This window comes from Micromonospora sp. NPDC005205 (assembly GCF_040608275.1).
Taxonomy (GTDB): Bacteria; Actinomycetota; Actinomycetes; order Mycobacteriales; family Micromonosporaceae; genus Micromonospora.
Map to the genome: position 1 here is coordinate 863,026 of NZ_JBEXHV010000001.1, position 26,770 is coordinate 889,795.

At 70.5% G+C, this 26,770-nt stretch carries 25 protein-coding genes and 1 tRNA gene; 9 read left to right on the forward strand and 17 right to left on the reverse strand.

All coding sequences use genetic code 11. The features are described 5' to 3' along the window. The first annotated feature begins 26 nt into the window (after positions 1-26). Positions 27-950 (forward strand): hypothetical protein, encoded by a 924-nt coding sequence (locus ABZU43_RS04115; protein ID WP_355005069.1) that lies wholly within the window; start codon positions 27-29, stop codon positions 948-950. 24 nt (positions 951-974) lie between these two features. Here ABZU43_RS04115 and ABZU43_RS04120 read toward each other — a convergent pair whose 3' ends face one another. From ABZU43_RS04120 to ABZU43_RS04140, 5 genes are all read right to left on the reverse strand, one after another. Further along, positions 975-2,021: an NlpC/P60 family protein gene (locus ABZU43_RS04120; protein ID WP_355005070.1), complete on the reverse strand. Its 1,047-nt coding sequence runs from the start codon at positions 2,019-2,021 to the stop codon at positions 975-977. 25 nt (positions 2,022-2,046) lie between these two features. Further along, complete coding sequence (locus ABZU43_RS04125) at positions 2,047-2,532, reverse strand: poly-gamma-glutamate biosynthesis protein PgsC/CapC (protein ID WP_355005071.1); 486 nt, start codon at positions 2,530-2,532, stop codon at positions 2,047-2,049. Then, a complete protein-coding gene (gene pgsB, locus ABZU43_RS04130) occupies positions 2,529-3,806 on the reverse strand; it encodes a poly-gamma-glutamate synthase PgsB (RefSeq protein WP_355005072.1) in 1,278 nt (425 codons plus the stop codon). Before pgsB ends, ABZU43_RS04125 begins: the two co-directional genes overlap by 4 nt. 2 nt (positions 3,807-3,808) lie before the next feature. After that, entirely contained in the window at positions 3,809-5,944 is a 2,136-nt protein-coding gene (locus ABZU43_RS04135) for a HAMP domain-containing protein (protein ID WP_355005073.1), read from the reverse strand. Positions 5,945-6,167: 223 nt separating this feature from the next. After that, positions 6,168-7,379: a CapA family protein gene (locus ABZU43_RS04140; protein ID WP_355005074.1), complete on the reverse strand. Its 1,212-nt coding sequence runs from the start codon at positions 7,377-7,379 to the stop codon at positions 6,168-6,170. Positions 7,380-7,596: 217 nt separating this feature from the next. Here ABZU43_RS04140 and ABZU43_RS04145 point away from each other — a divergent pair, with 217 nt between their 5' ends. Next, entirely contained in the window at positions 7,597-8,955 is a 1,359-nt protein-coding gene (locus ABZU43_RS04145) for a glycoside hydrolase family 6 protein (RefSeq protein ID WP_355005075.1), read from the forward strand. Between the two features lie 111 nt (positions 8,956-9,066). Here the strand turns inward: ABZU43_RS04145 and ABZU43_RS04150 are convergent, their stop codons facing one another. After that, positions 9,067-10,299, reverse strand: a complete 1,233-nt coding sequence (locus tag ABZU43_RS04150) for an MFS transporter (protein WP_355005076.1) — start codon at positions 10,297-10,299, stop codon at positions 9,067-9,069. Between the two features lie 199 nt (positions 10,300-10,498). Between ABZU43_RS04150 and ABZU43_RS04155 the strand changes: the two genes are divergently transcribed. Both ABZU43_RS04155 and ABZU43_RS04160 read left to right on the forward strand, forming a co-directional pair. Further along, on the forward strand, positions 10,499-11,149 hold the full coding sequence (locus tag ABZU43_RS04155; protein ID WP_355005077.1) for a CGNR zinc finger domain-containing protein: 651 nt from the start codon (positions 10,499-10,501) through the stop codon (positions 11,147-11,149). A gap of 189 nt (positions 11,150-11,338) precedes the next feature. Next, positions 11,339-11,411 (forward strand) — tRNA-Arg (locus tag ABZU43_RS04160). Between the two features lie 161 nt (positions 11,412-11,572). Here ABZU43_RS04160 and ABZU43_RS04165 read toward each other — a convergent pair. The 5 genes from ABZU43_RS04165 to ABZU43_RS04185 all read right to left on the reverse strand — a co-directional run bounded on the left by ABZU43_RS04165 (position 11,573) and on the right by ABZU43_RS04185 (position 15,963). Then, entirely contained in the window at positions 11,573-12,889 is a 1,317-nt protein-coding gene (locus tag ABZU43_RS04165; RefSeq protein WP_355005078.1) for a M23 family metallopeptidase, read from the reverse strand. 85 nt (positions 12,890-12,974) lie between these two features. Then, positions 12,975-13,571, reverse strand: a complete 597-nt coding sequence (locus tag ABZU43_RS04170; protein WP_355005195.1) for an ATP-dependent Clp protease proteolytic subunit — start codon at positions 13,569-13,571, stop codon at positions 12,975-12,977. Positions 13,572-13,709: 138 nt separating this feature from the next. Then, the gene (locus ABZU43_RS04175; protein ID WP_355005079.1) at positions 13,710-14,207 is read right to left on the reverse strand and encodes a helix-turn-helix transcriptional regulator; all 498 of its coding nucleotides are present in this window, start codon (positions 14,205-14,207) and stop codon (positions 13,710-13,712) included. 113 nt (positions 14,208-14,320) lie between these two features. Next, on the reverse strand, positions 14,321-15,439 hold the full coding sequence (locus tag ABZU43_RS04180; RefSeq protein ID WP_355005080.1) for a hypothetical protein: 1,119 nt from the start codon (positions 15,437-15,439) through the stop codon (positions 14,321-14,323). An 11-nt stretch (positions 15,440-15,450) separates the two neighbouring features. Next, positions 15,451-15,963, reverse strand: coding sequence for a SigE family RNA polymerase sigma factor (locus ABZU43_RS04185; RefSeq protein ID WP_355005081.1), 513 nt, complete (start codon positions 15,961-15,963; stop codon positions 15,451-15,453). A 166-nt stretch (positions 15,964-16,129) separates the two neighbouring features. Here ABZU43_RS04185 and ABZU43_RS04190 point away from each other — a divergent pair, with 166 nt between their 5' ends. Then, a complete protein-coding gene (locus tag ABZU43_RS04190) occupies positions 16,130-17,143 on the forward strand; it encodes a potassium channel family protein (RefSeq protein ID WP_112603739.1) in 1,014 nt (337 codons plus the stop codon). A 58-nt stretch (positions 17,144-17,201) separates the two neighbouring features. On the opposite strand, the gene ABZU43_RS04195 is transcribed toward ABZU43_RS04190, so the two are convergent. Then, on the reverse strand, positions 17,202-17,681 hold the full coding sequence (locus tag ABZU43_RS04195; RefSeq protein WP_124854267.1) for a MarR family winged helix-turn-helix transcriptional regulator: 480 nt from the start codon (positions 17,679-17,681) through the stop codon (positions 17,202-17,204). Positions 17,682-17,763: 82 nt separating this feature from the next. Here ABZU43_RS04195 and ABZU43_RS04200 point away from each other — a divergent pair, with 82 nt between their 5' ends. Next, positions 17,764-18,408 carry an NAD(P)H-dependent oxidoreductase gene (locus ABZU43_RS04200; RefSeq protein WP_355005082.1) on the forward strand — a complete coding sequence of 215 codons (645 nt, stop codon included), beginning with the start codon at positions 17,764-17,766 and terminating at the stop codon, positions 18,406-18,408. Between the two features lie 70 nt (positions 18,409-18,478). Here ABZU43_RS04200 and ABZU43_RS04205 read toward each other — a convergent pair whose 3' ends face one another. From ABZU43_RS04205 to ABZU43_RS04215, 3 genes are all read right to left on the reverse strand, one after another. After that, positions 18,479-19,546: a 2-oxoacid:ferredoxin oxidoreductase subunit beta gene (locus ABZU43_RS04205; RefSeq protein WP_355005083.1), complete on the reverse strand. Its 1,068-nt coding sequence runs from the start codon at positions 19,544-19,546 to the stop codon at positions 18,479-18,481. Next, on the reverse strand, positions 19,539-21,386 hold the full coding sequence (locus tag ABZU43_RS04210; RefSeq protein WP_196920913.1) for a 2-oxoacid:acceptor oxidoreductase subunit alpha: 1,848 nt from the start codon (positions 21,384-21,386) through the stop codon (positions 19,539-19,541). Before ABZU43_RS04210 ends, ABZU43_RS04205 begins: the two co-directional genes overlap by 8 nt. Before the next feature lie 279 nt (positions 21,387-21,665). Further along, positions 21,666-23,144: a hypothetical protein gene (locus tag ABZU43_RS04215; RefSeq protein WP_355005084.1), complete on the reverse strand. Its 1,479-nt coding sequence runs from the start codon at positions 23,142-23,144 to the stop codon at positions 21,666-21,668. 128 nt (positions 23,145-23,272) lie between these two features. Here ABZU43_RS04215 and ndhC point away from each other — a divergent pair, with 128 nt between their 5' ends. After that, on the forward strand, positions 23,273-23,650 hold the full coding sequence (ndhC, locus tag ABZU43_RS04220) for an NADH-quinone oxidoreductase subunit A (RefSeq protein ID WP_091394827.1): 378 nt from the start codon (positions 23,273-23,275) through the stop codon (positions 23,648-23,650). A gap of 67 nt (positions 23,651-23,717) precedes the next feature. On the opposite strand, the gene folP is transcribed toward ndhC, so the two are convergent. After that, complete coding sequence (gene folP / locus ABZU43_RS04225) at positions 23,718-24,587, reverse strand: dihydropteroate synthase (RefSeq protein ID WP_355005085.1); 870 nt, start codon at positions 24,585-24,587, stop codon at positions 23,718-23,720. 156 nt (positions 24,588-24,743) lie between these two features. Here folP and ABZU43_RS04230 point away from each other — a divergent pair, with 156 nt between their 5' ends. Together ABZU43_RS04230 and ABZU43_RS04235 are read left to right on the forward strand one after the other, a co-directional pair. Continuing rightward, the gene (locus ABZU43_RS04230) at positions 24,744-25,358 is read left to right on the forward strand and encodes a DivIVA domain-containing protein (RefSeq protein WP_355005086.1); all 615 of its coding nucleotides are present in this window, start codon (positions 24,744-24,746) and stop codon (positions 25,356-25,358) included. Continuing rightward, on the forward strand, positions 25,355-25,852 hold the full coding sequence (locus tag ABZU43_RS04235; protein ID WP_355005087.1) for an SRPBCC family protein: 498 nt from the start codon (positions 25,355-25,357) through the stop codon (positions 25,850-25,852). Before ABZU43_RS04230 ends, ABZU43_RS04235 begins: the two co-directional genes overlap by 4 nt. Here the strand turns inward: ABZU43_RS04235 and ABZU43_RS04240 are convergent. Next, a complete protein-coding gene (locus ABZU43_RS04240) occupies positions 25,797-26,717 on the reverse strand; it encodes a sterol desaturase family protein (protein ID WP_355005088.1) in 921 nt (306 codons plus the stop codon). The genes ABZU43_RS04235 and ABZU43_RS04240 overlap by 56 nt on opposite strands. Between the last annotated feature and the right edge of the window lie 53 nt (positions 26,718-26,770).

The following is a 26,770-nucleotide window of genomic DNA, read 5'->3' on the forward strand; positions in this document are numbered from 1 at the left end:
CGGGGATGATCGGATAGCCTGCACGGGTGCGTACACCGCTTCCGGCCGCGGGTTCAACTCGCCGCGGGCTGATCGCCGCGGCGACGCTGGCCCTGCTCGTTTCGGGGGCGTGCGCCGACGCCAAGCCGACATCCGAGCAGCAGCGAGGGCCCGATCCCGAGGTGCTGATCGATGAGCTGACCGCCGGCCTCTCCCGGGACAACCCCTACCGTGACCCGGACACGGAGGAGCGGGCGACGGCCCGGCGGGCAGCGCGGTCGCTGGTCACCGAGCCGAATGCCGCCAACGACCTGGATCAGGTCTTCGGCGACCTCGGCTTCCGGGCTCATCATGGGACGGACCCGGTCACCGACCGGCCGTTCGACCTCTACCTCGCCGATGGGTCGGACGATCGTTCCTGGGGCGCCGTGCTGGTGGACCGGGGCACCGCGCCGCGCACGGTGATCGAGGTGCCGCACCCCGGCTTCGACATCAACACGGAGAAGCTGGGCCTGGCCGTCCACCGGAAGACGCCGGGAAGCGTGCTGCTCGTCGCCGGGGCACACCGGCAGGCCGCCGACAGCGACGCGGACGTCGCCCACAACGACCGCTCGCTGTTCCACACCCTGGCGACCGAGTTCGCCAGGAACGACCTCGACCAGATCCAACTGCACGGCTTCGCCGACCGGAACCTGCCCACGTCCGACGCGGTGGTGTCGACGGGGTCGGCTCCGGTGACCCCGGTGGCCCGCCGGATCGCGGACGGCCTCTCCGAGGCCGGGCTGAACACCTGTCGGGCGTGGGTGCGGAAGTGCGGCCAGCTTGAGGGTAAGACCAACCAGCAGGGCCGGGCCGCGGCGGAGCTGGAAGCGGTCTTCGTCCACCTGGAGCTGAGCTGGTCGGTCCGGCGGGACGCCGAGGCCCGTGGCCGTGTCGCGGAAGTGCTCGCGGCGCAGCTCGCCGTGGCCTGACCCGTTGCAGGGTCGCCGTCGAGGTCAGATCCGGCGGGCCGTCCGCCAGCGCAGGGCCCAGTAGCCGGTGCCGTCCAGGATGGACTCGCCACCCAGGTCACCCATGGTCGGGCCGTTCGCGGTGGTACGGCTCGAAATGAACCTGTGGTGTCCCCGGTCGTCGACGCCGAGGTACATGCCGGAGTGCTCGATGTTCGCGCCCTGCACCGGCCCGGCGTTGAAGAACAGGAGATCGCCGGGGAGCAGCCGATCCAGCTCCCGGGCCCGCTTACCGGTGTTCGGCATCAGCAGGGCCCCTGGTCCCACCGAGGCCATCGCGGTCGCCCGCCGGGGCAGGCCGGGGCCGGCGTTGTTCGTGCCGAGGAGCGGGTAGCCCATCCGGTAGCCGTAGACCATGCGCAGGAAGCCCGAGCAGTCCAGGCTGCGGATGTGCGACGCCGTCGGCTTCTCCTTCTTGTCGGGGAACTCCCACGACACACCGAGGTAGTCGTAGAAGTCGGAGTTCTCCGCGCGACCGTCCGGGTCGATGTCCGACAGAGGCCCGAAGGCGGCGTCACCGGAGTACTGCCGGCCTTTCGCGTCCTTCTTCGGCACGGCGACGTAGGTGTACTCCCGGGCCACCGCCAGCACGTCGGGCGAGCGGTCGGTACGGGCCTTTCGGAACCAGTCGGTGAACCACTTCTCCTTCTCGGCACCCGCCCGCCACTCCCGTGGTGCCAGTCGTACCCAGAGCTCGGCGGGGACCTTGGCCTTGGTGAACCGCGACTCGGCGAACGTCCGCTTCGGGCCGCTGATGTGCACAGTGCGGGCACCGTCGGTCATGATCGCGACGGTCCTGCCCTTGGCGTCGACCATCTGTGTCCGGTTCGGCGCGGTCAACCGTCGGTAGCTGTAGCCGGAGCCGCTGGTCACGGCCGCCTGCGCGGCCTGCGCGCCGAGGCTCAGCTCGATCGGATCCGCCGCGCTGTGCCGGGCGATGACGTAGGCGAAGGTGCTGCCGCCGCTCAGCAGAGCGAAGGCGGCGACGGTCATCAGCATGGCGCGGCTGCGGGAGTAAGTCCGGTAGTTCATGCCTGTCCCTCGTCGGTGTGGGGCCTCAGGTGACCGGCACGAAGCCGGCCACGACGCCGCTGAACGCCACCCCGTAGGTGATGACGGTGACCATGACGGTGGCCAGCACTGTCGCCTTCGGCGGCTGGCGTACGAGCTGGTAGGCGATCAGCCCCGGTGCCACGAAGCCCAGGGTCTGGTGTGCGAAGAGCAGCGGCAGGTCCCGTTGGACGATCACGAACAGAGTCATCTGGAGGAGGACGCTGAGCAGGACGATCGCGGCGAAGAGGCGCTTGCCGTAGAGGATCACCATGCGCTGCATCAGCCGGGTGAGGGCGTAGGTGACGACGGTCATGACCACGATCACCGCAGCCTGGAGCGGGTCCTCGATCAGCGCGAGCGCGATCCAGCCCGGCGTGATCATCCCGCCTGGCGAGAGGTTCGTGGTCAGATAACAGAGCAGCGCGAAGACCAGGCCGATGCCGAGGCACGCGGTGGCCAGCTGGGCGCTTAGTTCTCCTCCGAATGTCACCGGTAGGTCCTTCCCAGGAACACGGTCTCGCCGTCCACGGCGGAAGCGCGCGCGGTCGGCGGACGGAGCATCGATTCGGCACGACTGTGGTCCTGCGGTTCCCAGCTCGGCAGGGCGGCCAGCTCGTGCAGCAGCACCTCACCCTGCCCGTGGATGTTCCCGACGGCGACGATGGAGGCATCCTCCGCCGTCACCGCCATGACCTCGCTGATCAGCCGTTCCGACGGGAGCTTGCCGCCCAGGTCGACCACCCGGCTCTGCAACTCGGCGGGAACGTTGACCTTGGCGCTGCGGGTCATCTCGCCGATCAGCACGATGCACTGCGGCTGTACCCGGCCGGCGAGCGTACCCATCTGGCCGTTCCGTTCCACCCGGTCCGGTCGACAGTTGATGACCATGGTCAACGGCTTGCTGATGAGCCGTTGCTTCTCCAGTTGCTCGATGTTCATGTACGTCGACTCCGGGTCGTTGGCGGCGAAGATGTTGGCGAAGCGGACGCGCTTGTCGCCGTACAGAACCCGGGCCACGGAGAGCACTCCCGGGTCGGGTGGGGCCGACCACATGCCGGTGAGCGCGCTGTGCCTGTCGACGCCGAGTTGTTCGGCAACGGCGAGTGCGATGGCCACGTTCTCCTTGAAGGTGATCCAGCCGAAGCCGGACATCTCCTGGTCGGTCACCGACTCGGGGTCGACCGCGATCAGTCGGCAGTTCCGTTTGGCTGCCTCCTTCTCCAGGATCGCCAGTCGGTCCTTCTCCGCGGTGATGCAGATGCCGTCCTCGGGCATCGACCGGCTCAGCGACCGGGCCACGTCGTCGAGGGTCGGCCCCATCTCGGCGAGGTGATCCTCGCGGACGTTGCAGAGCACCCCGATGGTGGATCTGATGAGCTTGCTCTGGTTGATCTCCTGCAACGCCGGCATGACAGCCATGCACTCGATGACGAGCGAATCCGGGTGGTAGACGGCGGCCCGCCGGACGATGCCGATCTGCTCGACCACGTTGGCGATCCCGAACTTGCGGTGCACCGGCTCCTCGCTGGCATCCGGGAAGATGAACCTCGCGGCGGTGCCGGTGGTCTTGGCCACCACCACCTTGCCGCCGCCGCGCAACGCGCCCGCGCAGAGTCGTGTGATCGAACTCTTGCCACGGATCCCGTTGACGAGCACCCGGTGCGGGATGGTGTCGAGGTTGCGGTTGTGGTTCCGCTGCTCGATCACGCCGGCCACCAGGAGGGCGAGGCAGCAGAGGCTGTAGACGGTGTAGAGGTAGAACATGCTCAGCCTTTCGTCGCCCGGTTGCGAGTCCCCGCCGCGTGCCGGACGCGGGCGAGGACGCTGGTCCGGTCGGCTCCCGCACCGCGTAGCCGCAGCGCACCACCGAACCGGGCGGACCCGGTGTGTCGGACCTGGCGACAGATCTCCAGGCACATCGCGATCGCACCGATGTCGTCGTGGCGCTGCGGCGGGACGGGCAGATCCACGGTCCCGTCGGCCATCCGCTCGGCGAAGGAGCTCAACCTCCGCAGCGGCCGGACGAAGATGTAGAGCTGCCACAGGTGGGTGAGAAGGGCGATGCCCACCACGGCCCCGGCCACAAGCAGGGTCCACCGCCGCTCCACCATCGTGGGCAGGCGCAACGCGGCGACGTCCTGCTCCAGCACGACCGCCCACTCAAGGTGGGCGACTGTCGTCGGCACGGTCAGACCGGAGGCGGCGACCATCGCCGGGGTACCGTCCTCGGTGGTCGACCGGCCAACAGTGCTGCCTGGCAGCACCTCGACGGCGACGCTTCGGGCCAACGCGCCCTGTAGCGGCTGGAACGCCTGGAAGCCCTCCGAATCCAGGATCGTCCGCAGCTCGGCGTCGACGACCCGGACGCGGCCATCCACCCGACGGACCAGCCCGAGCAGGCGGTCCGGGTCGAACTCACCGACCACAGCGAAGCCGTCGGAGCGCTGGTTGAAGGCGTACACGAGCGGCAACCGCTCGGCTGTGTCGTCGAGATGGATGCCGACCTCGCCTGGCAGCGGCGCGACGGTCCGCAGCGGTTTCCGGCCCGCGCCGGCCACCATCTTTCCGTCGTGGTCGACCAGGTACAAGGCCCGCAGCCGCTGCTCGGCGGCGAGTTCCCGGTCGAGGGTCCGGTCCGCCTGCCCGAGGTCCTTCGAGGTGATCCCCTGCGAGACCCGGGAGACGGTGGTCAGGCCGTCATCCAGCAGGTGCCCGAGGGCGTTGCTGGCCTCCTCTGCCCGGCTCTCCGCATCCCGCACCAACTGCACGGGAATCGTCGGATCGGTAGCCTGCAACGCGACCACCGTGGCCGCCGCCGGCCAGAGCATGGCGACCACCACGGCGACGGTCAGACCCTGGAGGACGGTTGGCCGCCACCGCTGGTCCGGCGGGTACTGGTCGCCGGAGGCCAGGGCCAACGCCCGCGTGATCCGGTGCGCCTCGCGGATGCGCATCGGCGGACGGCGCCGGGTCATCACGCCGCAGGCGTCGGCCTTGGCCTGGTTCAGCAGCGCCCGGACCGGCCGGACCAGCGACATGCGCATGAGTACGAAGCTGAGCAGTGTCACGAGCAGCAGGCTGAGCCCGAGCAGTACCCCCTTGGTGCCCGAGGTTCCCGCGCTCACGTCCGCCGCGAGCAGGGAGACGACCACGAGCCCGGTCTCACCCACCGGCGCGGACGACACCACGAGCCTGCGGTCCGTCCACTCCTTGACCACCACCTCGCGGCTCTGGGGCGAGTCGGACCCGGCCAGGCCGGCGAAGACGGTCGGCAGGTGCACGGCGTCGACCGCACTGGCCCCCTGCATCAGACTGCTCTTGCCGTCCGGCCCGATCATGTGGACGCCATGTCCCGCGTCGGGGTTGAGTCGCAGGTTCCGCATGGTGACCTGCTGGAGTGCGAGTACCGCCCGGGTGTCGTCCAGCGCGACGGCATAGACCAGCACCGGGCCATCAGCCGTGGTGGCGGCGATCGTCCTGTCGACTTCCAGCACCGGCGGCAGGAGGTCGAGCGGTAGCGCCGCGCCCTTGGCGGCGAGAGGTCGCCGGGAGGCGGTTTCCACGATCACCGCGCCGGTGAAGCCGGCGCCCTCCCCGACCAGGCGGGTCAGCAGATCGGCGTCGCTAGTGGTGCCCCGGTCCTGCACGGTCCGGCTGAGGTTGGTCGCCCGGTTGCGGGCCTCGGTCTGCATGCTCGACGCCAGTTTGGACACGACGTCACGCTGGGAGTCGACGACGGCTGGGAGCACCCCACGCTCGGCGCTGACCGCGAACCCGAGGATCGCCATGGCGACCACGAACATCGTGGTCCAGAGATAGACGAGTGAGGGTGCGCTCGTGCCGGCGGGAAAGGACGCGGCCGGCAACTGCTGGTCGAGCGCCCGTCGCCTCCAGGCCAGCAACTGTTCATGATCGTCTGCGGGCCCAGCCGTCGACTGCCATGGCGCGTACTGCGCCGACCTGCCTGACACGAAACGACAACCTTCCCCGTCGAGCTACTTCCTGGACCGCTGCCTGTCCAGCTCGTCAGCCAGGCGACGGCCGCTGGCCGCCGCGAATGCTAGCAAGGTGTGCCACCACGAGATCTGTGACGATTTCGCCTTTGTGTCGGCTCAGTTGCGGCTGTTACTTACGCGGCACTCCGCGTACCACCAGGCCTGCGGTGTCGGCGGCCCTGGTTAAGAGGTTGCCTTCGATCCGCTCGACCGCGGCCTCGTAGATCCGGCGGCGCCCAGGGGAGAGGGCCGGATCCGCCAACGCCCGCTCAAGATCGACCAGACGGATGTCCGGATTCAGATCAACGAAGGTGGGGATCGCCTCGATGGCCACCACCTTCCACCTCTTCGTCTCGCCGGCCGGACCGAACGTCACCCGGGTCATCGCGCCGTCACGGTTGGCGTTCACCGGCTCGGCGTGCCGGGCGATCTGGTTGCCCATCCCGTAGACGATCCAGGTGTCGCCGATCCGCTCCACCGGCTGGACGACGTGTGCGTGATGCCCGAAGACGACGTTCACGTCGTCGATGGCGGCGATCTGACGGGCCCAGGTCTGCTGGTCGACGTCCGGTTCGTGCTCGTACTCGGTGCCCCAGTGCAGGCTGACCACCACGATCTCCGCGCCCGCCTCCCGGGCCGCCGCCGCGTCCCGCCGAATGGCCTTCACGTCGATGAGGTTCGCCACCCACTCCTTGCCGGCGGGCGGGCGCAGACCGTTGAAGCTCTTGGTGAAGCTGATGTGCCCGACCTTCACGCCCTTGGCCCGATAGATCTTGACGGTGCGGGACTCACGCTCGGTCCGGTAGCTGCCGGTGTGCCCCAGATCCGACTTGTCCAACGCGTCGAGGGTCCGCTTGACGCCGTCGTACCCCTGGTCGATCGTGTGGTTCGAGGCGGTGGAGCAACCGTCGTACCCGGTGCTCTTGATGCCCTTGACCACCTCCTGCGGCACGTTGAACTTCGGGAAGCCGATGTAGGGGCCTCCCGGCGGTGCCAGCGGGGTCTCCAGGTGGCACAGGGCCAGATCCGCGCTGGAAACGGTCTCCCGCACCGGCGCCAGCATGGGGGCGAAGTCGAACTCGCCGCCACCGTCGCGCCGGGCCTGGTCCCACAGCTCGGGGTGCAGCAGGATGTCCCCCGCGCCGAGCACGGACACCGTCCGTCCGGCCGCTTTCACCGGGGCCCCCAAGGGGCGGGGTGGGTCGGCCGGCGCGGGAGATTCGACGGACCAGGGTCCGAGGACATAGATCGCCCCGACCCCGACCGCCAGTGCGATCACGCAACTGAGGATCGCCCGTAGCGTGCCGGAGAACCCGCCGCTCACCTGAGAATTGCTCGCCACCGCGACAGGCTAGTACGCCTTGTCCGCCGCCCGCTGACGGGTTGGTCCGCTGTCCCCCTGTCGATCAGCGACCTCGACAGTCGGAGAAGCCGGCGCTCTCGTCTCGCAGACCCTGAGCGAGCATGCCCGCGCGTCTTGGCAGCGGCACGCGCCTCAGCTACCGTGGGAACGCTCCCATGAACTTAGATACATCTATGTGATCTGGAGGCAACACGTCGTGGCTATCCTCTCCTCGCTCCGCCGCAGATCGGCGGCTTTCAGCGTGGCGGCCGTCGCGGGCGCCACCGCCGTCGGCGTCTGCCTCGCCGTCAGCAGCGCCTCCGCCGGCACGCTGTCCGGGTCGCTCTACCGTGACCCGAGTTCGGCCGTCGTCCGCTGGGTCGCCGCCAACCCGGGCGACTCGCGTACGGCCGTCATCCGGGACAAGGTCGCGAGTCAGCCGCAGGCGCGCTGGTTCGCCAACTTCAACCCCTCGACCGTGCAGTCCGAGGTCTCCGGGTTCATCGGTGCCGCCAACGCGGCGCAGCAGATCCCGGTCCTGGCCGTCTACGAGATCACCAACCGGGACTGCGGCGGTGCCAGCGCCGGTGGGGCGCCCGACCTCAACCAGTACCAGACGTGGGTGTCGAACTTCGCCAGGGGACTGGGCAACCAGACCGTCATCATCATCCTGGAAACCGACTCGCTCGCTCTGCTGACGTGCCTGAGCAGCGCCGAGATCAACGCGCGCAACGCGGCGATCTCGACGGCCACCCGGACCATCAAGTCGGGCAACCCCAACGCCAAGGTGTACCTCGACGGCGGCCACTCCACCTGGAACAGCGCTGGTGAGACGGCCAACCGGCTTCGGGCAGCCGGCGTGCAGTACGCCGACGGCTTCTTCACCAACGTCTCGAACTACAACTCCACCTCCAACGAGGCGAACTTCGGTCGGGGGGTCATCTCCGCTCTCAACGGCATGGGGATCTCGGGCAAGCGCCAGGTCATCGACACCAGCCGTAACGGGGGTGCCAGCGGGGACTGGTGCGGCGACGACAACACCGACCGGCGCATCGGGCAGTACCCGACGACCAACACCGGCGACGGCAACATCGACGCGTACCTGTGGGTGAAGCCGCCGGGGGAGGCGGACGGCTGCCGCTTCACGGCCGGCTCGTTCCAGCCCGAACTGGCCTTCAGCCTGGCCAACGGCGCGCCCAACCCGCCCACCACCACCCCGCCGACGACCCCTCCGACGACCCCTCCGACGACGCCGCCGACGACTCCGCCGACCACGCCGCCGGCCGGTGACGGCTGCTACGCGTCGATCGCGGTCAACCAGTGGGCTGGCGGTTTCACCGCGAGCGTGACGGTCACCGCCGGCAAGTCGGACATCAACGGCTGGACCGTGACCGTCGCGCTGCCCAACGGCGCTGTCACCAGCGCCTGGAACGCACAGGTCAGCGGCACCAGCGGATCCGTAGCGTTCACCAACGTGAGCTACAACGGACGTGTCCTCGGCCGGCAGTCGACCAACTTCGGCTTCCAGGGCACCGGCACCGGCCCGGGTGTGTCGGCCGATTGCGTGACCAACTGACATCAGTCGATGCGGCGGCCCGGCGCGGAGGACCACTCTCCGGGCCGGGCCGTTCCTCGCCACCCCGGGTCGCGCTCGCGCCCCCCGTCGCCTTCGGGGACGCCGCGCCAGCTAGGTCCGCACGCTGGTGGCCGGTGGTTTCTCGGCATCCCGACCACGGGTCGGTCGAACCGACCAACTGCTGTGGTTCCTCCCTCTCCTGTGGGACATCTCGTGGCCGGCGAGCAACGCGATCGCCACGGCTGTCAGCAGGCCACCGAACAATGGGATGACGCGCACCCCTGCCGTTGCCAGCAGACCCGCGCCGATCAACGAGCCGGCCGCGAGGCCGAAGTTGAACGCGACGCTGAGGCTGGCCGACGCCATGTCGGTGGTCGACGGGGCCACCTGCATGACGCGGTGCTGGATTCCCGCGATCAGCGAACTGAACGACATCCCCGCCACGGCGAGCAACGGGATCGTCACCACCTTGCTCGCGCCCGCTCCGTAAAGGCCGAGCATCGCCGCGGTGAGAAGCCCGAGTAGAACCAGCACGACGCCGAGCGGAAACCGGTCGAGGACCCGACCGACCGCCCAGGTCCCGGCGACGCCGAACGAGCCCTGGACGAAGAGCAGCAGGCCGAGAGATGCTGCGGCGAACCCGCTGACGTCGAGGAGGAAGACCGTCATGTAGGTGAACGCGCCCATGGCGCCGGTCACCGCGAGGACGGTGGCGAAAAGGAGCACGACGAAGCGTGCTCGGTCCGGCATCGGCCCGATGCCGCCGGCACTCTGTTGCGGTGCGACGCTCGGCAGGAGCAGGGCGACCGCGACGCAGGTGACGAAGCCGAAGACGGCCATCGCGACGAAGGCGGCCCGCCACCCGGCCTGCCCGCCCAGCCAGGTGCTCAGCGGTACGCCGAGGACCGGGCCGAGGGCGTTACCGATCGACAGCCGAGCCACGATGCGGCCGCGGATGTTCGCGGGGAACATCGAGATCGCCACCGGAAACACCACAGCCCAGAAGACACCGTTCGTGGTGGCTGACACCAGTCGCGCGGCGAGCAACACCTCGTAGGAGGTCGCGAAGGCCGACACCGTCGTCGCCGCGGCGAACACACCGAGGGCGCCGGCGAGCAGTGGACGCCGGGGCACCCGCCGAGTGACCCGGGTCAGCGGGAGCGCCACGATCATGACCACCACGGCGTACCCGGTCACCAGCAGGCCGGCCTCGGACCTGGAGCGTCCCAGGTCCGGGGCGATCAGCGTGAGCAACCCGATCGGAAGCACCTCGGTGGTGACGTAACAGAAAGTGGCGGCGGACAACGCGGCGAGGGCATAGACCGCGCGTCGTTGGGGCGCCATTGGCTACCTCCCAGATCCCGAACGCCGATGATGCCGGCTAAATGGATTTTGACGGTAGCATAGACGAGTGGGCATCCCTCGTTGTTCGGCCGTAAGGCGTTGTCCTTGTGTCGGTGTGCGGGGCCAAGCGTGGTGCGCCAGCTCTTGAACTGGACAGGCGTGAACCGCCGTCGACGCTTTTGCTGGTAGCCTCGCTGCTATGCCACTCGACGTGTGCCAGCTACCGATGGTCGGGGGGCACCCCGTGCTGGATCTGGTCAACACACTGGAGCGCGGCGGCACGTCGCCGCACGACTTCCTGTCCGACAGTTCCGCCCTGCTGCGTTGGTCGGTCCAGGTGGGCCTGATCAGCGACGCGGAGGCCGACCAGGTTGGCCGCGCCTGGGGCGACGAGCCGGCGGCGGCACACGCGGGCCTGGCCGCCGTGCGGGACATCCGCGAAGGGCTGTATCTCGTGATGCTCGCGGCGATCACCGGCGCGGACGACGGCGCGGCGGGCGACCCCGTCGCGGCCGGTGCCGCACTGGTCGGGCTTCACCAGCGCTGGTCCGGCGCGGCCGCTCGAGCGAGATTCGTGCTCGACTCGTCGCAGGTACGGCTGGTCTACGGCACGGTGCCGGCCATGTTGGTGCCCGACCGGATCGCCGAGGCAGCCCTGGACCTCATGGTGGCGGCCGACCTGACCCGGGTGCGCCGCTGCCCGGTGCTCGAAGGCGGCTGCGGCTGGCTGTTCCTCGATCGGACCCGCAACGGATCCCGCCGCTGGTGTCGCATGGCCGACTGCGGCAACGCGGTGAAGGCGCGACGGCTCACCGAACGTCGCCGCGCCGCCCGGCCCGCCAGTCCGTAGCCGGTCGACGGTGATGAACGTGGTGAGTCTCCGACGGCAGCGGACGGCTGCCGCCCTCATCTCGGTCCGCCTGGCGTCCCGCCGGGGGTGGCCCTGTGCTGGGACAAGAGGCGTCCGGGCGGCGGGGTGAACGCAGGCCGCTCCCTGCCACCTCCGTTGGACGCCCGGGTCGCTAGACTGAGCGCTCGCGCCCCCGTAGCTCAGGGGATAGAGCATCGGTTTCCTAAACCGTGTGTCGCAGGTTCGAATCCTGCCGGGGGCACCGTACAGATCAGCAAGAACGCCATCTGACCAGCGGGCACGCTCCCGCGTCGATCGGCCGGTCGCCCTCGTCGACATCGATGCCCACGGGTCAGCGGCCGCGCGCTCCAGCACCGCACCATCCGGGCCGGCCGGTCACGACCGGCCGGAGCGGTGGGCGACTCAGGCGGCGTAGATGAGCTTGACGCCGTCCAGCCCCAGGGCGGCTGCCCGGGTTCCGCGGACCCCGCTGTTGAGGTTGCGCCAGCCGTTGTTGCTGGCGGCCTCGTGCACGTACCCGTCGACGACGTTGTAGATGTGCTTCACCCCGTTGACGTTGAGCGCGGCCAGGGCGTCGCCCTGTGCGCCCTGGATGCCGGTCCACAGGTTCGCCCAGCCGGCGTTGCTGGCGGCCTCGTAGATCCGGCCGCCGTTCAGGGCGTAGAGGATCTTCGTGCCGCCCACTGTGATCGCCGCTACCGCCGAGGCGGGGACGCCGGTGTTCAGGTTCCGCCAGGCGTTGGCGCTGTGCGCCTCGTGTATGTAGCCGCCGACGATGCTGTAGATGTACTTGACGCCGTTCAGCGCGATCACCGAGATCGAGGACGAGCTCGCGCCGCCGATGCCGGTGTTGAGGTTGCGCCAGCCGTTGTTGCTGGCGGCCTCGTGCACGTACCCGTCGACGACGTTGTAGATGTGCTTCACTCCGTCGAGGTTCAGCGCGGCCAGCGCGGTGCCCTGCGCCCCGTGGATGCCGGTCCACAGGTTGTTCCAGCCGGCGTTGCTGGCGGCCTCGTGGATCCGGCCGCCGTTGAGGGTGTAGAGGATCTTCGTGGATCCCAGGGTGATCGCGGCTGCCGCAGTGCCGGTCACCGCGCCCGTGCTGCCGGAGACCGGCAGGGCGCGCCAGCCGGCGTTGCTGGCCGCCTCGAACACCTGACGGGGCTGGTCGGCGGGGTTCTGCTGGATGTAGACGAGTGGGCTGATCAGGGCGCCCGACGGGTTGATCATGTGCCAGTGCAGGTGTGGGCCCGTCGAGCTGCCCGAGCCGGGCGCCCCGGCCGCGCCGCCGGAGCGGCCCACTATCGTGCCCGCGCCCACGCTGGCGCCGTCGGCGAGCAGGAACTGCGACAGGTGCAGATACTGGCTGCGGTACCCGTCCGCGTGGTGGATCGTGACGGTGTGCCCGCCCGCGCCGTTGTTCGGGATGTTCTGGATGGTTCCCGCGCCGCAGGCGGGCAGCCGCGTACCCACTCCCATCCCGAAGTCGATGCCGCCGCGCGAGCCGCGGCTGAGGTGGCCCTCCCAGGTGTCGGTGATCGGGTAGGCGCTGAACGGGTTGTAGATCGCCGGTGCGGCCTGTGCGGCCTCGGGGACCAACAGGCCACCGGCGCCGATGGCACCGGCGCCCAGCACCGCCGCGCGCAACATGGTGCGGCGACTCACTGCGGAGGTGGTCGTCTCGTTGCCGCAGCAGCTGCCTTCGTGACCGTCAGTCATTCCCACTCCTTCTGCGCCCGCACCAGGTATCTACGGAGGCTAATGGGTGGGGTGGTCGGGCGGTACCGCGGCCACCGGACGTTGATCAGAGCGTCGGCAGCTGTTCGGCTCGGGTGACCACCTGGTCGATGAGGCCGTACTCCCGGGCCTGCTCGGCGGTGAACCACCGGTCCCGGTCCCAGTCCCGCTGGATCTCGTCGAGGGTCCGTCCACTGTGCTGGGCGATGAGCTCCTGCATCGTCCGCTTCACGTGCAGCATGTTCTCCGCCTGGATGGTGATGTCGGCGGCGGTTCCGCCCATCCCGCCGGACGGCTGGTGCATCATGATCCGCGAGTGCGGCAGCGCGTACCGCTTGCCTGCCGTGCCCGCGCAGAGCAGGAACTGCCCCATCGAGCCGGCGAACCCGAGCGCCAGCGTCGCCACGTCGTTGCGGACGTAGCGCATCGTGTCGTAGACCGCCATCCCCGCGCTCACCGAACCGCCCGGCGAGTTGATGTAGAGGTAGATGTCCCGATCGTCGTCCTCGGCGGCGAGCAGCAGGATCTGCGCGCAGATCTGGTTGGCCGACTCCTCCGTCACCTCGGTGCCGAGGAAGACGATCCGCTCCCGCAGCAGCCGCTCGAACACCTGGTCACCGAAGGTCGGCTGCCCGCCGTTGAGCATCTGTACGCCGTACCCCATCATGTGCCGCCGCCCTTCGCCGTGCCGGCGGGCGGTGGGCCACCCGGTGGACCGGCCCTTCCAGCGTGCCGGCGGTCGCGGCGGCCAGCCCACGGATTCTGCCGCCGGCAGATCCGCCGACGGCAGAACCGGCGCGGCCTACGCGGCGGTCAACCGCCGCGCGCCGACCGGGGCCGACCCCCTGCCAGCCAGGCAAGGGGTACGCGGGCCGGGGCGCGAGCCACCAGCGGAGACCGTCACGCCGACCCGCATGGTCGGCTCGCCGGCCCTGGGCACCCGCTGGAGGGGCAGCCCGCCGCCGAGCGGACCCACCAGAAGGGTGGCATTGCCGATCTCACGTCGGACCGCCTCGACAGGCTCCAGGTGGGTCAGCGCGGCGCGGGGTGCCGCCGGGAGACGGGGCTCGACCCGGCGCATGTCGTCGCGGGCCTCGCCGAGCAGGTCGGCGAGGCTGATGCCGAGCGCTCGGCAGATCGCCGCCAGCACCTCCGACGAGGCCTCCTTCCGGCCCCGCTCGACCTCCGAGAGGTAGGGCACGGAGACATCGGCCGACGCGGCAACCTCGCGCAGCGTGCGGCCCTGACGCTGGCGGTGGCGACGCAGCACTCCACCGATGACTCGTCGCAGCAACGACATGCCGGCCTCACTTTCGCGGTCGTCGTCGGGAACACCCCCATCATGCCCGTCCCCGGCCGTCCGGGCCGACCCGTCCGGGTCCGCGCCGCTCCCACGGCGCGGACCCGGGTCGTTCACCGGCTCAAGTGGGTGTGCCAGGTGGCCGGGTCGGGCACCAACGTGACCGCCGGGAACAAGGCCCGGGTGCCACCGGCCGGGAGCAGGGCACTGTCGTAGATCGACACGTTCGCCCCGTTGACGTCGTAGACGGTCAGCGACTCGTTGCCGTTCTCCCCCCTGAACCGCGCCGGGTGCCCATCCAGGGTGGTGTTCGGGTCGACGTACGCCCGGTCGGCGGGGTCGGTCACGTTGCGGTAGCGGGAGACGCCGATGCTCAACGTCCGGGCCCGCTGCTGGCCGGGGTCGGCGGTGGCCGGTTTCGGAGTCCAGGTCCAATCCGCGTACCAGGTTCTGGGCTCGTCGAGTGACTCGGACACGTTGAGCATGATCATCCGCAGGTTGGCAGGTACGCCCGCCACGGTCGCCGGCATCGGAACGGCGTCGGTGCCGAAGCGCAGCGAACCGGCCACCCGCGCCGCCACGTCCCGCACGTCCGATTCGATCCCGAACACCCGCACCTGTGCCCATCCGTCCGGGGCGTACCGCCAGCGCAGAATCGCCTCCGGCCTCTCGGTACCGGAGTAGCTGACGAAGACGCTGTCCCCGCCGTTGAGTCGAGGGCCGGCGGCGGACTCACCGACCACCGCGGGTTCACCGCTGTCCCGCTGCGGTGCCGATGGCTCCACCCCCCTGGGCAGGAGTGCGACCGTCACGCTCTGACTCCTGTCGTCGTTGCGGCCGTTGGTCGCGCTGAGGTACACACCGGTACCGCTGAGCAGCAGCCCGGCCTGGTAATGGAGATCGCGCATCCCGTCCGGCAGCCAGCCGAACCGGACGTACACCCGCTGTGGGTCGACAGTGGTGAGCGCGGCCGGCAGCCCGGTCTCGCCGTCGACGGCCGCCGGGCCGGCCGGACCGGTGGCGGGTGTGCGGTCCGGGGTCAGCAGGTCGGGGACGGTGAGCCCGCCGACGGTGAGCGCCACCGCCAGCAGCGCGGCGCCGGCACCGTGGGCGAGGCGGCGTTGCCGCCGTGCGGTGGTCATCGCCCGTTCCACGTCCAGCACGACGGAGGGTCGCTCGGCCGACTCGATCTCGGTCAGCATCAGGTCGCCAATCTGGCGTTCGTCAAGCATCGTCGCTCCTCTCAGTTCGCGGTCAGGGTGGGGGTGAGCAGGGTGCGCAGGGTGGCCAGGCCCTTGGCGGTCTGGCTCTTCACCGTCCCCGTCGAGCAGCCCATCGTGCGGGCGGTCTCCTCGACGCTGAGGTCCTGGAAGTACCGCAGCACCAGCACCGCGCGTTGGCGCGGAGGCACCTGCCGCAGCGCGCCCACCAGGGTGATCCGGTCGGTCGGGTCGGCGAAGGCCCTGGACACGTCGGGCAGCGCGGAACCGAGGCGGACCCGCGTCCACCGCAACCGCCGCTCGTCGATCAGTCGCCGCAGCAGCATGGTGCGCACCAGGGCGTCCAGGTGATCGGCCTGCCGCGCCCGCGCCCACGAGCGGTACAGCTCGGTGAGCACCCGTTGGAGGATGTCGTCGCCCCGGTCCCAGTCCCCGCACATCAGGTAGGCGGTGCGTCGCCACTGCGCCATCCGGGACCGGACGTACTCGGTGTATTCGTCGTCGGCCTCGGCTCGCCGTCTGCCGCTCGTCGTCACGAGGGTCGCGCCCCCTCCGTCTGCCGGCCTGCACCGGTTCGTCGTTGTCGTCCGGTAGTCGGGTGCGGGAGCGGCGTCGGTTGCCCGCCGCGACCCGGACGTGCGATCGGCGGCGTACCCGCTATGTTGTGGGCGTGCAGGCGACGGCGGGGCAGCAGGTTCGACGGTGATCCATTTTCCCGCGCAGCGGCGGGGCCCACTGAGCGCGCTGAGCCTTCGGCTCGCCGCTGCCCTGGGCCTGGTCTTCGCCGTGGTCGCCGCGGTCTATCTCGGCCGGGACGGCTACCGCGATGTCAACGAGGACGGTCTCACCCTCCTCGACTGCTTCTACTACGCGGTCGTCTCGCTCTCGACCACCGGTTACGGGGACATCACCCCGGCCGCGCCGTCGGCCCGGCTGGTCAACGTCCTCTTCATCACCCCGGCCCGAGTGATCTTCCTTATCATCCTGGTCGGTACCACCCTGGAAGTTCTGACCGAGCAGTACCGGACCGGCCGTCGCCTGTCGCGGTGGAGGAGAGCCGTGAAGGACCACGTCATCATCTGCGGCTACGGCACCAAGGGGCGTAGCGCTGTCTCCGCCCTGATGGAGAACGGTCTGGACCGTTCGCGGATCGTGGTGGTGGAGCGCAGCGCCGCCGCCCTGCGGCAGGCCACCTCCGCCGGGCTGGTGGCGATCGAGGGCTCGGCGACCCGCTCGTCGGTGCTGAACGAGGCGCACGTCAAGAACGCGAAGGCCGTGATCATCGCGACCGACAGCGACGACGCGTCGGTGCTGGTCGCGCTGACGGTACGGCAGCTCACCGCCGGTCAGGTCCGCATCATCGCGGCGGCGCGGGAGGCGGAGAACGCCCCGCTGCTCAAGCAGAGTGGCGCGCACCATGTGATCGTCTCCTCGGCCACCGCGGGCCGGCTGCTCGGCCTGTCCACCTCGGCGCCGCCGCTGATCGACGTGGTGGAGGACCTGCTCACCCCCGGCCAGGGCATGGCGCTGGCGATGCGTTCCGCCGAGCGGGACGAGGTGGGTCGCTCGCCGCGCGAGCTGGAGTCGTTGGTGATCGCCCTGGTGCGGCGGGGCAAGGTGGTCACCCTGGCCGACCGGGCCGGCGCGGTGATCGAGACCGGCGACATGCTGGTGCACGTACGCGACGACCGTCCCCAGTCGGCGACCACCGCCTGATCGTCCTACCGCTGCCGCGGCGTGCCGGCCCCGCTGTGGCCGATGTGGTGAGGCGGCGTCAGCAGGTGTCGTCGGCGACGCAGATCGCCTCGGTGCAGTTGACCGCCGTGCCGGTGGAGGCCCGGCTGAGCAGCTTGTAGAGCGTCTCCCGCTCGGCGGGATCCAGCGCGCCCAGCACCTCGTCCTCGGCGCTGGCCAGGGCGCATTCGGCCTCGCTGAGGCGTTTCGCCCCATCTTCGGTGAGTTCGACGACGTGTCGCCGACGATCCTCGGGTGAGCGCCGACGCTCGATCAGCTGCTTCGCCTCCAGGTCGTTGAGCAGCCCGACGATGTTGGTGCTGTCCATCTCCAGGATGGTGGCGAGCGCCTGCTGCCCGGTGCCGCCGCCGGCGCGCAGCACGGTGAGCGCGACCAGATGCCGGGGGCGTAGGCCCAGCGGCGCCAGCACCGACTCCGACCGCAGTCGCATCCGCCGGGCCAGATGGTCCAGGAGTGCGCCCGAGCGGTGCTCGGAGGAGTCGAGCGGCTGCGCGGACATGTGACCCAGTCTACCGAGTCTGCGGAACATCGGCCTGCTATAAATAGTTGGTGCTTCACAGACTATTCCTGGAGGAGGAATGATGCATCTGCTGCATATCGACTCGAGCATCCGCGGTGACTGGTCGGTCAGCCGGCGGCTCACCGCCCGCGCCGTCGCGACCTGGCGTGCGGCTCACCCGGACGGCACGGTGGCCTACCGAGATCTGGGCGCGGAGCCGCTGCCGCACCTGGATGCAGACGGTGGGCTGGCTCGCATGACGCCGCCGGACCAGCACAGCCCGGCGCAGCGCGACTCCTGGCAGCTCAGTGAGCGGCTGGTCGACGAGGTGAAGCGGGCCGACGTGGTGCTGCTCGGCCTGCCGCTCTACAACTTCGGCGCGCCCAGCAGCGTCAAGTCCTGGGTCGACCACCTGATCGTTCCCGGGCTGGCGTACGACCCGACGACGCAGGAGGGCCTGCTCGGCGGGCGCGAATTCGTGGTGCTGGCCACCCGGGGCGGCGGCTACGGCGAGGGCACCCCTCGCTCCGGCTGGGACCACGCCGAGCCTTGGCTCCCGCACGGCCTGTCGATGACCGGCATGCAGCCGCGCTTCATCAGTGCCGAGCTGACCCTGGCGCCGTCGGTGCCGGCGATGGCCGAGCTGATCCCGCTGCACGAGGCGAGTCTCGCGGCGGCCGAGAAGGAGATCGACAACCTTTGGATGCCGGCCTCCGCCCAGCGCTGAGGCAGCGCCGGTACTGACGAGAGCGGCCGCTCCCCAACCGGGAACGGCCGCTCTCGTCAATGCGGACGGGTCAGATGATCGTCCAGGTGTCGCCACTGCCCAGCAGGCCGGCGAGCTGCTGCTCGGGGGTCTCGGTGACAGTCGCCTTGGCGGCCGCGAGCTGAGCCTGCACCACGCTGTCGTAGGACGGTCGGTCCACCGAGCGGAACACCCCGATCGGAGTGTTGCGCAGGTCCAGGCCGGGCAGCCGGGACAGCGCGAACGCGTACGCCGGGTCGGTCACCGTCGCGTCGTGCACGACGATCTCCTCGGGGCGGACCGAGCTGGTCTCCCGGACCTCCAGGCCGAAGCCACCCGGCGGGTGCACCACGCAGAAGCGCCCGTCGGCACCGCCGGGCTGGCCGTTCGGCTCGCGAGCAGCGCCGAAGGTGATCGGCTGCCCGTGCTCCAGGCGGATCAGGTAGTCGTCCCGGGTCGACGGGTCCTTGAGCTGTTCGAACGCCCCGTCGTTGAAGATGTTGCAGTTCTGGTAGATCTCCACGAAGGCCGAGCCCTCGTGCTCCGCAGCGGCCCGCAGCACCGACTGGAGGTGCTTGCGGTCCGAGTCGATGGTGCGGCCGACGAAGCTGGCTTCCGCCCCGAGGGCGAGCGAGAGCGGGTTGAACGGGGCGTCCGCCGAGCCGGCCGGGGTCGACTTGGTGACCTTGCCGACCTCGGACGTCGGAGAATACTGGCCCTTGGTCAGACCGTAGATCCGGTTGTTGAACAGCAGGATCTTGAGGTTGACGTTGCGACGCAGCGCGTGGATCAGGTGGTTGCCACCGATGGAGAGCGCGTCGCCGTCGCCGGTGACCACCCAGACCGACAGGTCCGGCCGGGACACCGACAGGCCGGTCGCGATCGCCGGGGCCCGACCGTGGATGGAGTGCATCCCGTACGTGTTCATGTAGTACGGGAAGCGGGACGAGCAGCCGATCCCGGAGACGAAGACGGTGCGCTCCCGGGGGATGTTCAGCTCCGGCATGAACTGCTGGATGGCTGCCAGGATCGCGTAGTCACCGCAGCCGGGGCACCAGCGCACCTCCTGGTCGGACTTGAAGTCCTTGGCGGTGAGCTTGACGGCGACGGGCTCAGACATTCTTCAGCACCTCTTCCAGCGTCGTCTCCAGCTCGGCGGCCGTGAACGGCAGACCGCGGACCTGGTTGTAGCTGATCGCGTCGACCAGGTAGCGGGCCCGGATGACGTGGGCCAGCTGGCCCAGGTTCATCTCCGGGATGACCACCTTGTCGTACGAGCGGAGCACCTCACCGAGGTTGGCCGGCATCGGTGCCAGGTGCCGCAGGTGCGCCTGGGCGATGGAGAGGCCACGCTGGCGGACCCCGCGGCACGCCGCGCCGATCGGCCCGTACGTCGAGCCCCAGCCGAGGACCAGCACCCGGGCGTCGCCGTCCGGGTCCTCCACCTCGATGTCCGGCACCGGGATGGTCTCGATCCGCGCGGCCCGGGTGCGCACCATGAAGTCGTGGTTGGCCGGGTCGTAGGAGATGTCCCCGGTCTTGTCGGCCTTCTCCAGACCGCCGATCCGGTGCTCCAGGCCCGCGGTGCCGGGGATCGCCCATGGCCGGGCCAGGGTCTCCGGGTCACGCAGGTAGGGCAGGAAGGTGGTGCCGTCCTCGCCGTTGGGCTTGGTGGCGAACTCGACCCGCAGGTCGGGCAGCGACTCCACGTCGGGCAGCAGCCACGGCTCGGAACCGTTGGCGACGTAGTTGTCGGACAGCAGGATCACCGGGGTGCGGTAGGTGAGCGCGATCCGGGCCGCCTCCAGCGCCGCGAAGAAGCAGTCCGACGGTGACCGGGGCGCGATCACCGCGACCGGCGCCTCGCCGTGCCGGCCGTAGAGCGCCATGTTGAGGTCGGCCTGCTCGGTCTTGGTCGGCATGCCGGTCGACGGGCCGGCGCGCTGCACGTCCACGATCACCAGCGGCAGCTCCAGCGCCACCGCGAGCGAGATCGTCTCGCTCTTGAGCGCCACGCCGGGGCCGCTGGTGGTGGTCACCCCGAGCGACCCGCCGTAGGAGGCGCCCAGCGCGGCGCCGACGGCGGCGATCTCGTCCTCGGCCTGCACCGTGAGAACGCCGAAGCGCTTGTGCTTGCTCAGCTCGTGCAGGATGTCCGACGCGGGCGTGATCGGGTACGCGCCGAGGAAGACCGGAAGCCCGGAGCGGACCCCGGCGGCGACCAGCCCCAGCGAGAGAGCCGCGTTGCCGGTGATGTTGCGGTAGGTGCCCGGCTTCATCTTGGCGGGCTTGACCTCGTAGCGGACAGCGAAGTCCTCGGTGGTCTCGCCGAAGTTCCAGCCGGCCTTGAAGGCGGCGACGTTCGCGGCGACCAGCTCCGGGCGGGCCGCGAACTTGCGCTCCAGGAAGCGCAGCGTCGACTCGTAGGGCCGGGAGTACATCCAGGAGAGCAGGCCGAGCGCGAACATGTTCTTCGACCGCTCGGCGTCCTTCTTGGACACCTGGTGGGCCGCGAGCGCGCCAACAGTCATCGAGGTCAGCGCCACCGGGTGCACCACGTAACCGGCCAGCGAGTCGTCGTCCAGCGGGCTGCTCTGGTAACCGACCTTGGCCAGGTTGCGCTTGGTGAACTCGTCGGTGTTGACGATGATGTCCGCGCCGCGCGGCAGATCGGCCAGGTTGGCCTTGAGCGCCGCAGGGTTCATCGCCACCAGCACGTTGGGCGCGTCGCCCGGCGTGAGGATGTCGTAGTCGGCGAAGTGCACCTGGAAGCTCGACACGCCGGGCAGGGTGCCGGCGGGAGCCCGGATCTCGGCGGGGAAGTTTGGCAGTGTGGAGATGTCGTTGCCGAGCTGCGCCGTCTCCGAGGTGAACCGGTCGCCGGTCAGCTGCATGCCGTCGCCGGAGTCACCGGCGAACCGGATGACCACCCGGTCGAGTTGACGGATCTGCTTGGTCACTGTGCCACCTTCGTTCGCGACTGCGGGGCTTGCCCGGCCACGGAACCTCCTCGACGCAACGCTTCACCGCACCGCCCCAGGCTGGTCCGGCCGCTGTCGTTCCTCTTCTGAGAGCCTACGTCTAAGGGAGCCCTAACCATCCCCGGAGGTCCGCCGACTGGGAACGGATCTGAGTGCAAAATGCCCGCCTTTGCGGGGTTACGCACCGCCCGCCGTAATTCAGATCACCACCCGGTCGCGCCGACGACCCCGGTCGCGCGGGCCGGGGTCGTCCGTCGATCAGTCGGCGGGGTTGGGCGCGGGCTCGGGCGGTGGGCCGCCGAGCCGGCGCCGCAGCGAGGTCGTGGCCAGCGTGAGGGCCAGCACCACCAGCAGCGTGGAGACCGCGATCAGGATGACAGCGGTCCGCTCAACCGAGGTCAACCCGCCGTCTCCGGTCGTGGCACCGGCGGGCAGTACGCCCTGCGAGCCGGTCGGCGCGGGTGGGGAGACCACCGGCGTGGCCAGTGCGGCTGCCGCGGTGATCCGGAAGCTCATCTGCACCCGCCGGGTCGGGCCGCTGCGTGGATCGAGTTGCCCGATCACGGCACCGGACAGCGGCGCTTCCCGCTGAGCCTGCGGCGTCGCCTCCACCGGCAGCTGCACCTCGGCGGTCGTGCCCGCCAGCACCAGGCCGGCGTCGCAGCGGGTACGCGTCGGGTCGACCGCCACACAGCCGAGCGGTGGGGTCGGCACTGTCACCCCGGCCGGCAGGACGACGTCGACCCGGCCGGCGGCGTCCACCGCGCCGGTGTTGCCCAGCCGGAGTGTGAGGGTGCTGGGGCCGCCGCTGATGTCGAAGGTCACCTCGTCGGCGGCGAGCGCGATCCCGGGCACCGGCGGGCCCGCTGGGAAGAGCACCGCGAAGCCCTGGTCGTCGGTCGCCTCCCCTTCCGCTCCCGGCGCGTCCGCGACGACCTGGACCGAGCCGCTGAGCGGCATCTGCTTCCACGCCGTGCCAGCGACCCGCAGCCGCAGCGCGGTGCTGAACCGGGCGCCCGCTTCGGCGGTCCAGGCACCGCACCGGTACGTCCCACCACCGGCGGCGGCGCAGCCCTTCGTGCCGGCGTCGGTCAGCCCGGCGGGCAGCGTGTACGAGAGTCGGATCTGTTCCGTGGTGGTGCCGGTGTTGTGCACGGTGACCTGGAGGGTGGCGGCCGTGCTCGGCGTGTTCCAGTACGCCTCGGTGAGGATGACGTCGCCGGTGGTGACCTGCACGCCCAGCGGGCTCTGCGGCGGCGGCGCCGAACCCGGGGCGGGCGGGCGGACCGTCGGCCCCGGCGGTGTCGGCGGGGCGGGGGGCGCCGTCGGTGGCACCGGGGGAGCCGGGCTGGGCGGTCGGGTGGTGGCGCCCGGCGCGGGCGCGACGGTGGTCGGTGCCGGCGGGACCTCCGGGGCGGTGGTCACCGGCGCCGGTGGTGTCGTCTCCGGTGGTGGCGCGGAGGTTTCCGGCGCCGGTCCGGTCGGCTCCGGTTCACCGCCCGGGTCCTCGGTCGGGGTGGGCTCCTCCGCCGGTGTGGTCGGGGGCTCCTCGCCTCCCGGCTCGTTGACCGGCTCGGCCGAGGTCGCGACCGGCTCCGCGTCCGGTGCGGCCGCGCTGGCCCAGGCCGGCCCCACGGCGAGCGCCGTGAGCAGGCCGAGCGCGAGCGCGGTCGCCAGCAGGGGCGTGGAACGTCGCCCCTCCGCCCGGTTACCGGGCGATGCCTTCACGCGGGACATCAATCCTCCGGTGACATGGGTGGGTGTCCAGTATTCGGTAACAGTTGCCCCGGGGCACTAGTCTCATGCGAAACAAATTCGTAACGTGTTTGGGACGACCCGTCCGGGCGGACGGTAGGCTGCCGACTGTGAACGGATACCTGGGCTCGTACGCGACGCTCGGGCTCCTGCTGCTCGCCAGCGTTCTCTTCTTCGTTACGGCGTTCTCGGCCAACCGGGTGTTACGCCCGGCGCGTCCGGCCGACCCGCCGGGCAAGCGGGCCAGCTACGAGTGCGGGCTCGACCCGGTCGGCGCCGACTGGGCGCAGATGCAGATCCGCTACTACGTGTACGCCTACCTCTACGTGCTGTTCGCGGTCGAGGCGGTGTTCCTCTTCCCCTGGGCGGTGGTCTTCGACCGGCCCGGCTTCGGTCTGGTGACGGTGGTGGAGATGGCGGTGTTCGTGGCCGTGCTCGCGCTCGGCATCCTCTACGCCTGGCGTAGGAACATCCTCCGCTGGACCTGAGCGCCACTGCTTCCGGCGATCGTGTCGGTCCCTCGGACCGTTCGCTGTCGGTCACGGCGACGACCGGTCAGGCGAGGCCCCGGCGGGTGGCGGTGGGCGGGCGGTCGCCTCGGATCGAGGCCACCATGTCCAGCACCCGGCGGGTCGGGCCGACCTGGTGGGCCCGGAAGACCCGGGCACCCAACCAGGCCGAGACGGCCGTCGCGGAGAGCGTCCCCTCCAGCCGTTCGGCTACCGGCAGTCCCAGCGTCTCCCCGATGAAGTCCTTGTTGGAGAGCGCCACCAGCACCGGCCAGCCGGTAGCGGTCAGCTCGTCCAGCCGGCGGGTGATCTCCAGCGATTGCCGGGTGTTCTTACCGAAGTCGTGCGCCGGGTCGATGAGGATGCCGTCGGGGCGTACCCCCGCCGCCACCGCGCGCTCGGCGAGCCCGGTGACCGTCGCGACCACGTCGGCGACCACGTCGGTGAAGGCGGCGCGGTGCGGCCTGGTCCGCGGCGTCAGCCCGCCGGCGTGCGAACAGACCAGGCCGGCACCGGTCTGCGCGGCGACCCGGACCAACGCCGGGTCGGCACCCGACCAGGTGTCGTTGAGGAGGTCGGCGCCGGCCGCCACGGCCTCCGTCGCCACCTCGGCCCGCCAGGTGTCGATGGAGATCACCACGTCCGGAAACGCGGCTCGGACAGCGGCGATGGTGTCCACCGTGCGCCGGATCTCCTCGGCGACGTCCACGTCCGCGCCGGGGCCGGCCTTGACGCCGCCGATGTCGATGATGGCCGCGCCCTCGTCCACCGCCCGCTCCACCGCGCGCAGAGCGCTGTCGGCGGCGTAGGTGGCCCCGCGGTCGAAGAACGAGTCCGGCGTGCGGTTGATGATCGCCATCACCACCAGCTCGCCGGGGGCGAACGTGTGCCCACCCAGCCGAAGCGCCCCGGCCATGCCCGCCTCCTGCAAGTTCACGCCGCCGCCGCCGCGTCGGCCGGTCCCGACGCTAGCCGGTCGCCCGTCCACCATCCCGGGCGGGCGTCGGCACCGATCGCGATCGAGGCGGGTGGCGGGGTCGCTCCCGGCCGGCTGCCATGCCACGATCAGTACATGGGTCAGCTTCTGCTCCTCCTGGTCGTGGCGTTGACAGTCGCAGCGGTGATATTCGGTGTGACGGTGCTGGTCAGCGGGCGTGATCCCGGCCTGGTGCCGGCCGAGCCGGATTCGCAGGCCGTGGCGTTGCCGGGCACCCGCCCGTTGCGTGAATCCGACGTGGGGGCGGTCCGTTTCGACACCGGGTTGCGCGGGTACCGGATGGACCAGGTCGATAAGGCGTTGCGCCGTGCCGCCTACGACATCGGTTACAAGTCCGAGCTGATCGGCGTACTGGAGTCGGAGGTCATCGCCTTGCGTGAGGGGCGCACCGACGACGCGGACGTGCTGCGGCAGGCCCGCGAGCAGTCCGCCAGCAAGGTGACTCCCGCGGACGCGACCGAGCCGGGCGAGGCAGTCGAGCCGGGCGGAGACGCGCCGCTGACCGGCGAGGCGGGCTCGGCCCCGGTCGGTTCGACGACTCCCGGCCCGTTGCCCGCCGCCAGCTCGTCCCCGACGGATTCCGACGGGGTGGCGCCTGCCGCCGCGCCCGCCGACGACGAGTCGGCCGATCGTGAGCAGACCGCCGGCACCGACCAGCATGACGCGGTGGTTCGGTCGGAGTCGGCGTGACCGAGCCGGAGGGCGCTGACGATCTTCGCGAGGCGGCCCGACCCGGTGCCGGTGAGGTGACCGCCACGGTGATCGTCGAAGCCCCGGCGGAGCGGGTGTTCGCCGCGCTGCTCGCCTGGGAACGTCAGTCCGACTGGATCCCGTTCACCCGCGTCCGGGTGGTCGAGGGCGACGGCCGCGAGGGCAGCCGGATCGAGGCGGTGACAGCGCTCGGCCGGGCGACGCTGCGCGACGAGATGCTGGTGGTCCGGGTCGACGAGCCGTACGAGATCGGCGTCGTGCACCACGGCCAGCTGCTGCGCGGCCCGGGGGTGCTGCGCTGCACCCAGCTGGACCGGGACCGCACCCAGGTCGTCTGGCACGAGTGGTTCCACCTGCCGGGCGGTCGGGCCGGTCGACTGGCGTGGCCGGTGCTCTGGCCCGGCTCCAAGCTCGGCCTCACCCAGGCGCTGAAGAGGTTTGCCCGTCTGGTCGAGCAGGGCCGGCTGCCCTGACCGGGGAGCCCGGTGCCGGCTGCCAGCCCGGTGCGCGGAAGAGATGCCCGACCCGGTGCCGCCAGGTCACCGCGGCCCGCAGGTCCCGGGCGATCGAGGCGTACTCGTGGAAGGCCACCCGGACCGGGTTGTAGCTGCCGACGTTCTTGGTCAGGCCGTACACGCAACGTTCCCCTTCCGGCGCGAACGACCCGAAGAGCCGGTCCCAGACGATCAGGATGCCGCCGAAGTTGCGGTCCAGGTAGCTGCCCTGCGACGCGTGGTGCACCCGGTGGTGCGACGGGGTGTTGAACACCGCCTCGTACCAGCGCGGCATCTTCTCGATCCGCTCGGTGTGGATCCAGAACTGGTAGAGCAGGTTGACCGAGCCGCAGAACGCGACAACGGCCGGATGGACGCCGGCCAGGATCAGCGGGATGTAGAACACCCAACTGGTCAGGCCGGTCCACGGTTGGCGCAGCGCGGTGGAGAGGTTGAACCGCTGCGACGAGTGGTGCACCACGTGCGAGGCCCAGAGGATGCGGATCACGTGGTGGCCGCGGTGCGACCAGTAGTAGCAGAAGTCCTGCGCGAGCAGGATCAGCGGCCAGGTCCACCAGAGCTCGGCGACCCGCAGTGGGGTGAGCGCGTAGAGCAGCGCGTACGCGGCGGCGATCGGCACCTTCCAGAGCAGGTCGGCGAAGATGCTGCCCAGCCCCATCGTCAGGCTGGTCGCGGTGTCGGCGCCGCCGTAGCCGACCTCGTCGTCGTCGCGGTGCAGCAGGTAGGAGATTCGCTCCAACACGATGAGAAGCACGAAGGCCGGGATCGACCAGGCGATGACGTCCGGGAACTCCTTCACCGCGCGGCCTCCGCTCGCCGTCACCGGTCGGGGCGCACCGTCGGGTGACCTCGACCTACCGGTCGGTAACAAGCACC